Annotated in this window: 12 protein-coding genes; 3 read left to right on the forward strand and 9 right to left on the reverse strand. The window is 32.8% G+C overall.

All coding sequences use genetic code 11. From position 1 onward, the window contains the following. Positions 1–64: 64 nt before the first annotated feature. From DKT72_RS03715 to DKT72_RS03745, 8 genes are all read right to left on the reverse strand, one after another. On the reverse strand, positions 65–2,590 hold the full coding sequence (locus tag DKT72_RS03715; RefSeq protein WP_111307388.1) for a PIG-L family deacetylase: 2,526 nt from the start codon (positions 2,588–2,590) through the stop codon (positions 65–67). 189 nt (positions 2,591–2,779) lie between these two features. Next, complete coding sequence (gene corA / locus DKT72_RS03720; RefSeq protein WP_111307389.1) at positions 2,780–3,847, reverse strand: magnesium/cobalt transporter CorA; 1,068 nt, start codon at positions 3,845–3,847, stop codon at positions 2,780–2,782. Between the two features lie 20 nt (positions 3,848–3,867). Beyond that, a complete protein-coding gene (locus DKT72_RS03725) occupies positions 3,868–4,410 on the reverse strand; it encodes a mechanosensitive ion channel domain-containing protein (RefSeq protein ID WP_111307390.1) in 543 nt (180 codons plus the stop codon). A gap of 90 nt (positions 4,411–4,500) precedes the next feature. After that, positions 4,501–5,082 (reverse strand): Maf-like protein, encoded by a 582-nt coding sequence (locus tag DKT72_RS03730; RefSeq protein ID WP_111307391.1) that lies wholly within the window; start codon positions 5,080–5,082, stop codon positions 4,501–4,503. 192 nt (positions 5,083–5,274) lie between these two features. Then, a complete protein-coding gene (locus tag DKT72_RS18480) occupies positions 5,275–5,724 on the reverse strand; it encodes a UbiA family prenyltransferase (RefSeq protein WP_317048420.1) in 450 nt (149 codons plus the stop codon). 21 nt (positions 5,725–5,745) lie between these two features. Beyond that, positions 5,746–5,997 (reverse strand): UbiA prenyltransferase family protein, encoded by a 252-nt coding sequence (locus DKT72_RS18485; protein ID WP_235841597.1) that lies wholly within the window; start codon positions 5,995–5,997, stop codon positions 5,746–5,748. 102 nt (positions 5,998–6,099) lie between these two features. After that, positions 6,100–6,609, reverse strand: a complete 510-nt coding sequence (locus tag DKT72_RS03740) for a KdsC family phosphatase (protein WP_111307392.1) — start codon at positions 6,607–6,609, stop codon at positions 6,100–6,102. After that, entirely contained in the window at positions 6,590–7,360 is a 771-nt protein-coding gene (locus tag DKT72_RS03745) for a Rossmann-like and DUF2520 domain-containing protein (protein ID WP_111307393.1), read from the reverse strand. Before DKT72_RS03745 ends, DKT72_RS03740 begins: the two co-directional genes overlap by 20 nt. Positions 7,361–7,545: 185 nt before the next feature. Between DKT72_RS03745 and DKT72_RS03750 the strand changes: the two genes are divergently transcribed. The 3 genes from DKT72_RS03750 to DKT72_RS18350 all read left to right on the forward strand — a co-directional run bounded on the left by DKT72_RS03750 (position 7,546) and on the right by DKT72_RS18350 (position 11,465). Then, complete coding sequence (locus DKT72_RS03750; protein ID WP_111307394.1) at positions 7,546–7,935, forward strand: group III truncated hemoglobin; 390 nt, start codon at positions 7,546–7,548, stop codon at positions 7,933–7,935. A 163-nt stretch (positions 7,936–8,098) separates the two neighbouring features. Then, positions 8,099–11,287, forward strand: a complete 3,189-nt coding sequence (ccsA, locus tag DKT72_RS03755) for a cytochrome c biogenesis protein CcsA (RefSeq protein ID WP_111307395.1) — start codon at positions 8,099–8,101, stop codon at positions 11,285–11,287. A 13-nt stretch (positions 11,288–11,300) separates the two neighbouring features. Continuing rightward, entirely contained in the window at positions 11,301–11,465 is a 165-nt protein-coding gene (locus DKT72_RS18350; RefSeq protein WP_220628077.1) for a hypothetical protein, read from the forward strand. Positions 11,466–11,496: 31 nt separating this feature from the next. Here the strand turns inward: DKT72_RS18350 and DKT72_RS03760 are convergent, their stop codons facing one another. After that, positions 11,497–12,153, reverse strand: a complete 657-nt coding sequence (locus tag DKT72_RS03760) for an HAD family hydrolase (protein ID WP_111307396.1) — start codon at positions 12,151–12,153, stop codon at positions 11,497–11,499. Between the last annotated feature and the right edge of the window lie 304 nt (positions 12,154–12,457).

Below are 12,457 nucleotides of genomic sequence, written 5' to 3' on the forward strand. Positions count from 1 at the left end.
TAAACAGCATTGGCTACTAAAACCAAGGTATACATCTTATTCCATTTATAATGTTTCATCCGTTTTATTGTTTTAGATTTTCTTTTAGTTTTAAATCTTCTTTACCAATAGATAGCATGTTAGCAAATAATCGATACGCTCCGGAAACACCTTCGGGGAATTCTCTAAAAAAGCTTAATCCCGTATAAATATAATAGCCTTTTCCATATTTGGCAACTAATAAGCTACCATCTAAAGGGGCTTCATTTTTGTCATGCATAGATAAGATTGGTGTAAATTCTTTTGACCATTCACTAGGGAAATATAAACCACGCTCTTGTGTCCAGCCTTCAAAATCTTGTTGGGTTATTTTATTTGGATAATTTAATAAGGGGTTTTCAGGATTTAAAAAACGAACCTCTGCATTTTCATCTGTAACCCGATCTCTAGATAATTTTAACTCATAAGGTGCCAATTTATCAACTTTTAATCTAGAATTGGTATTGTATTGAACAATCATATTGCCACCTTTTTCCACAAAATCGAATAATAATTGTTGTTTGAATTTCAATTCATCAACCGTATTATAAGCTCTAACCCCAATTACAACAGCATCAAACCGACTTAACATGTCGGCATTAATATCTTCAGGATTGATTGTTAATACATTATAGCCAATTTGTTTTAAACTTTCTGGAACGACATCGCCCGCACCAGCTATATAAGCGATATTATCCCCTTTCTTTTTAATGTCTAATCGTACAATTTTACTTTCACTTGGTTCTAAAACCGTTTGGAATGGGATATGGTCGTAATCAATTTCTATAAGTTCTTTAGTATATATATTATCATTAACATGAACGATAGGATGGATGTAACCTTCACTTTGATTTTTTGGTGGAATGATAGTAAAAATCAATGTTTGTTCTTCGTCTTTGTGGGCAATAGAAATATTTTGTTTTTCAGGAGACACACTCCAATCTTTTGGATGATTGATTTCAACAAACCCCGTTAAATTATCTTTTCCAGCTTTTACAATGATTTCCACATTTTTTTGTTTGTCATTCTCAAAAATGATAACTTTTTCATGGATTTTTGCCGATGCTTCAGGAACAATTTCAAATGGACGATACAATTCGCCTTTATCTGGCTTGCCATATCGATAAATAACAGGTTTGGTAATGCGAATGGGCAAGTTGTTTATTTTTAAATTGAAATCGACAGAGACGTGCCGTGGTGTTTCTGGTAAACCTATTAAATTTTTATCATCCACCTGGTACATACCTAGTGTACCTTTTTCTTTTAACCAATAAGGTGAAGTATAGGTTTCATCTTTTGAAATGCTATAGTCCGTTTTGAAATTTTCTCTAACGTTTGGTTTTAGTGTTGTATTTTTTGAAACTGTTTTTCCATCAGTTTGTGAAATGCTTACCAGTTCGATAGCAGCGTTGCTTCTATTTATTGCTTCAATATTGATATGGATATGGCTGTTTGGGGTGCTTGAATTCGTTTCAGCTGAGGCTTCTAAATACAATCCTGCACAAGCCTCTATAATTGATTTTAATTCTTTTGTTTTTATAGTTTTCCAATGCTCATCTTCAATGTTTTGAAGTAATTGGTAAGCTTTCATTAAATCCGTAAGATGTACCGATGGATTTGTGAAATTGAATTCCTTTTCAACTTTATGTAGAATATCGCCGATGGCTTTTCCGCCTTTTACACGATTCCAAGAGGTGTCTATTCCCGCAAAAATATCTTGGTTATTTGCTAAAGTATCGCCTTTTAAAAACTCAATATATTCGTTTTGTGAACCTCTATTGGTTAGCCTGCCAAATCCTTGGCTTAAGTGTTGACTACTCGCTAATGAAGATACTTCGTTATTGGATAAGCCTTTCAGCGGATAGTATGCACCAACATCAAAAGTTATTAAATTGGTTTTATCGGCTTTTTCAAAAGCTTCTGGACTGGAATACGCCCACGGACTTGTATTGTAAAATAAGCGTTTTGGTTGCCAAACATCAGCAATTTTAAGTAATTCTGGATAAGAAGATGTATCATTTGCTAAATCGAAAGCTTCAAAACTTAACATTGCAGAACTGGTGTGGTGTCCGTGGGTGGTGCCTGGAGTTCTATGGTCAAAACGGTTAATGATGATATCTGGTCTAAATTTTCTAATGGTTAAAACCACATCACTTAATACATCATCTTTATTCCAAATAGCTAAAGTCTCGTCTGGTTCTTTTGAAAAACCAAAATCGTTAGCTCTTGTAAAAAACTGTTCACCACCATCGATACGCCTGGCAGCCAATAATTCTTGAGTTCTTATAACGCCCAATAAATCTCTAATCTCTGGTCCAATAAGGTTTTGTCCGCCATCACCTCGTGTCATGGCTAAATAACCAGTTCGAGCTTTTTCATGATTGGACATATAGGAAATGAGCGATGTGTTTTCATCATCTGGATGTGCTGCGACATATAAAACAGATCCTAAAAAATTTAGTTTTTGTATAGATTGATAAATGTCGGCTGTTGAAGGTTTTTTAGGTTGTTGTGCGTGAATAATGCTGGAAAAAAGGGCACATAAAAATACAATGAGTATCTGTTTTCTCATAAATTTTGTTAGTTGATAGTCAAATATATAAAACTATATAGGGGAATGTGATTGTTTTAATGTTTCTTTAACGTTAAAATTGTTGTTGGTTTATGTTATTGGTTGTATATAAACTCAATGAAATCGCCAAAACTAAAAACCACAACTACCAACCATCAACTATTAATCACCACTAACCATCAGCCATAACTAAAGCCACTTTTTACGTTTAAAGTAAATGAGCATTCCAACAAATAGCAAAATCATGACCCCCCAAAGAATAAAATAAGAGTATTTGTAATGGAGTTCAGGTATGTAATCGAAGTTCATACCATAAATACCGGCGATAAAAGTTAAAGGAATAAATATGGAAGCCATAATGGTTAACACTTTCATGACTTCGTTCATTTTATTGCTAATAGTTGTCATGTACATATCCATTAAACTCCAGATCATTTCTCTATAAATATCAATATTTTCAGTAACTTGAATTAAATGGTCGTAAATATCGCGGTAATAGGTTTTTGTTTTTTTTAGAATTAAGGGGCTCTCATGTTTTTCAATACGGTTGATAACTTCGCGAAGCGGGAAAATGGCACGACGCACACGCAATACTTCCCTTTTTAAATCTTGAATATCTTTATTGATAGATTCATCGACGTCACCTAAAAAAATGCGAGTTTCATAATCTTCAATTTTGTCACCCAATGTTTCAATAATACTGAAATACTGATCCACAATAGCATCCATTAAAATATACAGTAAATAATCGGCTTGCATGGTACGAACTCGACCTTTCCCTTGTCGAATGCGATCTCTAACAGCATCAAACACATCTCCATCAGCTTCTTGAAAAGACAGTACATAGTTTTTACCCAAGATAAAGCTTATTTGTTCAGAAATGATGTTTTCTTCTTTGTCATGATACAGCATTTTTAAAACAACGAATAAATAATCATCGTATTCATCAATTTTTGGACGTTGTGAAATGCTTACAATATCTTCTAAAACTAAAGGGTGTAAATTGAAATGATTTCCTAATTTTTCAATTTCATTAACATGGTTTAAGCCATTAAGGTTGATCCAGGACATAGAGTCTGAATGCTTGAAATCAAAAATGTCTTCAATATTATTTAGTTCTTTATCAATACATTGCTCACTATTATAATCAAAAACTTCAATAAATAATTTTTTTGATGATTTGTCTCCTGTATAAATAACACTGCCAGGCGCTAGTCCTGACTTTTTATAACGTTTTTTATTTTTATGCTTACTCATGTTATAAATGTATGGAATAGTTACATAAAATCAAGACCATCATCAATCGCATCCTTTTGAATTAAAGTCACGGCTTTTTGTAGCATAAGGTTGTTCGGGTAAGTTACCAAATCACCATTATCTAATCGCAAATGGAGTTGAAACGCTCTAATATCTTCTATGATGCCTTCAAGCGGAAAGTCTTTATCATGTATTTGGATTTTGTCACCTACTTTATAAGGAAATGAAAAGAACATGATGATGCCTGAAGTAATGTTACTTAAAATAGACCAAATAGCAAATAAACCAATACCAATAACGGCAAAAATGGAGGAGAAAAGAACCACTAAATCATGGACTTCGGTACCAAAAACAAACGGGATGGTTATGAGACCTATTAAAAGCAATGTTACTGAAACATATCTATTAATTAAATGGATACGAGCTAAATTGATACCGTTTTTTCTTGATATTTTAGTGATAAGTGTTGTTAAGATAAAACGAACAATTAATAAAAAGATGAGAACGAATCCGGTTATAATGAATTCTTCTTGATGGTTTTCAAAAAACTTAAAAATTCTCATTGTAACGATTTTTTGTAAAGATACATTACAAAATTAACTGAGACAATTTAATTGAAAGGTTTAGGTTATGCTTTGCTATCAAAAAAGAGCCTAAAAACTATTTAAAACTTGATATACCAGATGTGTAGGCATGCCCATAACATTAAAGTAAGACCCTTCTAGTTTGGCAACACCAATTTGTCCAATCCATTCCTGTATGCCGTAAGCTCCAGCTTTATCAAAAGGTTTACAGGTTTTTATATAATAATCTATTTCTTGATCGGTTAAATTTTTGAAAGTGACTCTAGTGGTATCATTTAAGGTTTTCTCAAATTTAGTAGTAGTAAAACAAACCGATGTAATCACTTCATGGGTGACATTGCTTAAAGATTTCAGCATCGCAAAGGCATCCATTTCATCTAAAGGTTTCCCGAGGGCTTTTCCTTGATGCCAAACAATGGTATCACTTGTTATAAGAATATCAGGCTCTTTTAATTCGTTTTTAAAAGGAATTGCCTTTAACTGTGCTAAATAATCACTGATTTCAAAATGTTTCAGTCTGGAAGGAAATTCTTCCTTTATGGGTTTTAAACGAATTTCAAAATTTAATCCCAATTCTTTAAAAAATTGTTGTCTTCTTGGAGATCCCGAAGCGAGGATGATATGATGGTTTTTTAATTTTTCGTTTAGCATTATTTAATTAAAATATACTTGTATAAAAGTAAGGAAAGCATTCCAAAAAGCATAATTAATTTAAGAATGTTACTAATATGTGTGTAGTCTTTTTTTGTTTTAGCACTTACTATTTGAATGCTTAAATAGAGTAGTGGGGCAATAATGAAAAACAAGAAATAAATAACTGCTACTAGGTTTTTGTATAAAGAATCAATAACATAATATCCCAATATAAACAGGGTAATATGATAAAATAAACAACATATATCTAGCCTTTTCTATACCGATAATTATGGGGAAGGTATGCATGCCTGTTTTGGCGTCACCTTCCATATTTTCCATGTCTTTAGCTATTTCCCTCATTAAATTTAATATGAAAGCCATATAGGCATAGTTTAAGATGGTTTTAAAATAGATAAGTTGAATGGTTTGGTTTTGTTCGGTAATATTTGGAATCAATTCAAAGACACCTACCAATACGATACTTAAAGCAACTAATACAGAAATGACCAAATTACCTATTAAAAACAGGTGCTTTAAATAGGTCGAGTAGACATAAAGTAGGACGGAAATGATAACGAACAAGGAGAAAAATCCACTTCTGCCAACAGCATTTGATAAGTAAGATCCAATACCAACACCAATAATATTAAAAATGATAAAAAGATTATAAGCTGTTTTTTATGAAATGGTCTTGCCAACAATGATGTTGTTTGGTTCATTAATGAAATCGGTTTCTACATCATTGATGACGTTAATAATGTTTCCAGCAGCGGCTATACATATGGAGGACATAATTAAAAGAATCATGTGAAAAGTGTCTAAGCTGGTGGTTGCTCCAAAAGGTTCCAGCAAAGCATACTTAATAAGTAATTGCGTCAAGGCAATCATAAGCAAGTTTTTCCAACGGATGAGGATTAAAATGCTACGCATTTACTTCATAATTAAAAGTGAAAAAACTAAAAACTCATAGAATCGTTAAAAGCATTTTTGTTTATTTCCAACAACCAACAACCAACAACCAACAACCAATAACTAAAACTTCCACTTATCCTGAACTTTTAACACCTGTTCAATAACATCTCTCACAGCACCTTGTCCACCATTTTTATGTGAGATGTATTTAGAAACGCCTTTAATTTCAGCGACCGCATCTTGAGGACAACAAGGTAATCCAACTACTTTCAAAACAGGGTAATCTGGTATATCATCGCCCATATAGAGTACGTTTTCTGGCTTAATATTATTGGTTTCTATGTATTCATAAAACTTTTCAAGTTTATTATAGGCTCCTAAATATACTGTTTTAATACCCAAACCTTCTAACCTAATTTTAACTCCATCATTAGTGCCTGCCGAGATAATAGCGACATTATATCCAGAATTTACGGCAAATTTAAGTGCATAGCCATCTCTTACATTCATCATTCTTAAAAGTTCCCCCGAATTGGTGACGTGTAAAGAGCCATCCGTTAAAACGCCATCAACGTCAAATATAAAAGTAGTAATATGTTGTAGGTATTCTTTATAGCTTTTTTCTTCCATGTGTGATTTGTATAGATTCGGTTAGTAATTCGTAAATCGCTTTATGATGCGGATTGTTATTTAAAAGTTTTAAATGTTTTTTGATCGTTTTTTTGTCATGTCGTTTCGCTGGTCCTGTTTGCGCCATATAAGGTGATAATTCTTGAACTTTTTTGGCAGTTTCAAGTATCAATGGTTTTAAAACATCAAATTCAGCGCCTTCACTTTCAGTAATTTCATGCCCGATTCTGTAAAGTTGATTGGTGAAATTATTCACAAAAACGGCCGCTAAATGCAATACACGTCTTTGGTCGCTATTGACTCGTTTGGTAGGACTACCGATACTTATGGCTAAATTTTTTAAGGTATGATAATCTTCACTCTTTATGGCTTCAATACAAAGGGGCACATTGGCAAAATCGATAGTAGCTTCTTTACTAAATGTCTGTAAGGGGTAAAAAACACCGCGTCTGTTTTTTTTATCGATATCGTAAAGACTGACGCTTCCAGAAGTGTGTACTACCAATCTGTTCTCAAAAGGTAGTTTTTGTGATATACTTTTAATAGCATCATCGCTAACCGCTAAAATGTACAGGTCGGCTTCTTTAAGTTGATTGAAGTTATCTATAATATCTACATCTGTTTTAAATGCTTTAATAGGGTTTAAATGTCTATTATACCATTGTTTTACAGAGACTTGTTCCGTTTTTTGAAAAGCTTTAAATAAATGTGTGGCGACATTACCAGCACCAAGAATAGTTACTGAAATCATGGTGCTAAAATACAGAAGATATGTGGAAAGTTGAAAATTAAAAGTTCCAAAGTTTCAAAGTTTCTGAGTTACAAAGCTTTTAAGTTGACAAAATGCTGTTGAGGTTTGCAATTCACATGAAACACTTTTTTGTCTCTTTGCTACTTTGCCACTTATTTGAAAAAAAATAGCGTAAATTTGATGCCATGAGGAACGATATTAAAACTAGGGACGACGTATTTTTATTAGTGTCGTCTTTCTATGAAAAAGTTAGAAAAGATGCTGTTTTAGGTCCTTTTTTTAATGATGTTATCGTAGATTGGGACACTCATTTAGACCGATTGACCACTTTTTGGGAATCGAGTTTATTTTTAAAAACCAAATACTTGGGAAATCCTTTGGAAGCTCATGTTAAGGTTGATAAAGAAAACAATAATATTATCACCGAGTTGCATTTCGGACTATGGTTAAACCTATGGTTTCAAACTATTGATGAACTTTTTGAAGGTGAACATGCCGAAAATGCAAAACGACGCGCTCGGAAAATGGGAACATTTTTATATTTAAAAATTTTTGAAGCTAGGCAGGCTAAATAATTTGTTTTAAGTTTTATAACTTACCTAATTTATAGTTTTTCAATTTATTAAAGTCTTTGTTTATGATTAAACAGAAACTAATTTCCAGTCTTTTTCACAAACTTTAACACATTAAAATAAACTTTAATACTTAAATTTGCCCCACCTTAAAAGGGCTTATATCATGCAAACTAAACTCGCCAATATTCTTTTTTCTACGCGTCTTACTGCTATTTTATTTATCGTATTTGCTGCCGCCATGGTAACAGGTACTTTTTTAGATGCAGGACAATTAACATCACCAACTGCATATACCAGAAACTTAATATACAATGCTTGGTGGTTTGAGGCGATTATGGTGTTTTTTGTAATTAATTTTTTAGGGAACATTGCAAGGTTTAGACTTTATAAAAAAGAAAAATGGGCTACTTTAATCTTGCACTTAGCATTTATTTTTATCTTAATAGGAGCAAGTATTACAAGATATATCAGTTTTGAAGGCATGATGGCTATTCGCGAAGGAGAAACAAGTAACACGTTCTTATCTCAAAAAACCTATGTAACCGCATATATTGATGGCGATTATGAAATTGATGGCATACCACAACGTTTACCTATAGAAAAAGAAGTGGATTTTTCTGCTCGAATGGATAACGATTTTAAGATTGAAACCAAATATAATCAACAACCCGTGACCATTGAATTAGAGAAATTCATACAAGGTGCAGAAGAAGATATTATTCCAAATGATACTGGTGAATCTTATTTAAAAGTTGTTGAATCTGGAGGAGGAGGGCCACATAATCATTTTTTAAAAGTAGGTGAGGTGCAAAGCATTCATAATGTTTTGTTTGCATTAAATAAGCCAACTGAGGGCGCTATTAATATCACTTACAATAATGATGAACTTACCATAAAATCCCCTTTTGAAGGGGAGTATTTAACTATGGCAACCATGACCCAAGGTACTTTGGTTAAAGATAGTTTACAACCTTTAATATTGCGTTCCCGTTATATCATTGGCGATATGCAAATGGTATTCCCAAAACCTGTTGTAAAAGGTGTTTTTGATATTGTTCAAAAATCACAAATATTAAAGAATGATGAAGATGGTGCGGTATTTAAAATAACAACCAAGGGAGAAACCAAACGAGTGGGTGTACTTGGCGGTAAAGGAATGCAAAATGCCTTTAAACAGGTGCAAGTTGGTGGATTGGATTTTGCCCTGAAATATGGTTCTAAAGAGATGGAATTACCATTTCAAATTAAATTAAATGATTTTGAAGCCGAACGTTATCCTGGAACTGAAAAAGGCTATTCTTCTTTTTCAAGCGAAGTCACTGTTATTGATGAAAAAGAAGGAAGTTATGATTATAAAATATTTATGAACAATATTTTAAATCATGGTGGCTACAAGTTTTTTCAGTCAAGTTTTGATCCCGATGAAAAGGGAACTATTCTTTCTGTAAATCATGATTACTGGGGTTCTTTAATCACTTATATAGGGTATTTCTTATTGTATTTTGGTTTGATGGCTATTTTGTTTGCTAAACATTCTCGTTTTGGTGATTTAAAAAAACAATTGGAAAAAGTGAAGGCTAAAAAGGCGAAACTACTTGCGGTTTTATTTTTGTGTTTTGGATTGAATGGGTTTTCACAAGAACATACCGAGCATGATGGTCACAATCATAATAGACCTGAAAAAACAGTTATAGATTCTATATTAGAAGCAAATATAACCCCTAAAGAACATGCCGAAGCATTTGGTCACATGGTCATTCAAGATATTGGTGGGCGTATGATGCCCGTAAATACCTATGCTTCAGAAATGCTTCGTAAATTAAGCAAGCATGATGATTATGAAGAATTTGATGCCAATCAGGTCTTTCTATCCATGCAAGAAAGTCCTCTGCTTTGGTACAATGTGCCTGTTATTTATTTAGCTCTTAAAAAGGGTGATTCCATTAGACACATTATTGGAGTTGATAATACTGAAAATTATGTCATGTTATCAGACTTTTTTACAGATAGTGGGGAATATAAATTATCACCTTATTTAGAAGAAGTCTATAAAACAAACACCCCAAATGGTTATCAAAGTCAAATAAAAGAAACAGATCAGCGAGTAACCTTGCTGTACAATACGCTGGAGGGGATGCCATTGAAAATTTTCCCTTTACCAAACGACGAAAATAATAAATGGATTTCTGAATACGATTTAAAACATGATGAGACTATAAAAGTTCAAGATTCATTATATAGAAATTTTATAACGAATGGTTTTAAGACTTATTTGTACATGGTTAATACAGCTAAGCAGAATGGTGATTTCTCTGAAGCTAATAAGTTTTTAGATGCTTTTAAGAAAACACAAACTCGTTACGGTGCATCCGTTATGCTTTCTGATAAAAAAATAAATACAGAGATATTATATAACAAATATGATATTTTCAAAAAGCTGTTTAGTTGGTATTTATATGCTGGGACATTGCTTTTTATTGTGCTTATCATTCAAATATTTAAAGATAAAAATAAAACACTAAAAACCTTAGCTACTGTCTTTAAGTTTGTTGTTCTTGGCTTATTTATTCTGCATACCGCAGGATTGATAGTTAGATGGTATATTTCTGGCCACGCCCCTTGGAGTGATGCCTACGAGTCTATGCTTTACGTGGCTTGGTCCAGTATGTTTTTTGGGTTGGCTTTTGGCAGAAAGAGTGATTTAACGATTGCATCTACTGCTTTTGTAACCGCCATGCTTTTAATGATTGCCCATTGGAACTGGATGGATCCGGCTATTGCCAATTTACAACCTGTATTGAACAGTTATTGGCTCATGATCCACGTTGCGGTTATAGTAGCGAGTTATGGCCCTTTTACGTTGGGAATGATATTAGGTGTTGTAACCTTATTGCTTATGATTTTAACAAATAAAAAAAATCAGGAGAAAATGGCACTTAATATTAAAGAGCTTACCATTATTAATGAAATGGCTTTAACCGTTGGTTTAGTGATGCTTACTATTGGAAACTTTTTGGGAGGTATGTGGGCTAACGAAAGTTGGGGACGTTATTGGGGTTGGGATCCTAAAGAAACTTGGGCTTTAATTAGTATTATGATTTATGCCTTTGTTATCCACATGAGATTGATTCCTGGATTACGTAGTGTTTGGTGGTATAATCTATCATCTATCATAGCTTATCCGTTTATTATATTTACTTATTTTGGGGTTAATTTTTATTTATCAGGATTACATTCTTACCAATCGGGGCAACAAATTGCTAGTTTTAATGCCATTGCAATATCAGTTGGATTAGTAGCTATCCTAGGCTTTTTTGCATATCGTGGTTATGCAAAATATTATAAAAAGTAACCTCCTGTGATGTATGGCGAAAACGGGGCGAGATAAAAACACTAAAAATAAGGCAAAGCACTCTAAGTTGATGGCTCAAAAAAAGAATAAAAAGAAGGAAGAAGAGCAATTACGTAAAGAAAAACTAAAGGCCATTATTACAAAAGCCAAAGAACAACATAAAGGGAATAAGCTTTAGTTCTGCAAGGCTGTAATTTTTTTATAGGCAGTTATAGTAAGTCTTTAACCTTATTATAAAGAATCTCATCAAACTTTTTTATGACTAAGTCAGCTTGACTGTAATCTTGGTTCTTAGAATGAAAACTATCAAAAGCGACACAAAATATGCCCGCTGCTTTTGCGGCACTTATACCATTTGTGGCATCTTCAATAACCATGCATTCCTCTCGTGAAAAGCCAGTGGCTTCGGCAGCTTTGATAAAAATTTCTGGATGTGGCTTCGATTCTTTTAAATCAGCACCACTCAATTTTGCTTTAAAATATGGGTTTAAATCAAACCGTTTAAAAATACGTTCAATACTTGGCATGGTAGCCGATGAGCCTAAAACGAGTGTAAGTCCATTTTTATGATAATCTTTTATCACATCCAAAACACCTTCAATTAAATCAAAAGTGGTGTCATTTTCAAATACGTAATCAAAATGCTTTCTTTTTAAAGCCACTAAAGTTTCTGGTGATGCTTCTAGTTTATAAATATCACACAGTTGTTTGCAAATATTTAGTGTAGATTTTCCTGTAAATGATTCATAAAGTGAATCGGGCACGTCTATATTAACATCTTTAAACATTTTATGGTAAGCGATATAGTGTAAAGGCTCACTTTCAATGATAACCCCATCCATGTCAAATATTACAGCTTTAAGCATTTGATTTTTTTTTTTTTTGCGAAGATAGATTAATAGAAAATAATACCCTAAAAACCTGTTTGTAGTTTTAAATAAAATTTACATATTTGCTATTATGATTGTTTAAATAGACTTCACGGCAGACATCGAGATTCTCTCGAAAAAGGAAACTGAGCATTTGGTATGCTTGGTTATGTTTATCTTTTAATACATTTCAAAATGCAATCAAATAAAATATCATTTAAACAATTTTTTCAATATTTTAAAATAGCCTTTACCGGAAAAGAACAAGAATTTACCTCGGGTAGCATTCGTCGTGCGGTTT

The sequence above is a fragment of the Confluentibacter sediminis genome (assembly GCF_003258355.1).
In the GTDB taxonomy this organism is placed as follows: Bacteria; Bacteroidota; Bacteroidia; order Flavobacteriales; family Flavobacteriaceae; genus Confluentibacter; species Confluentibacter sediminis.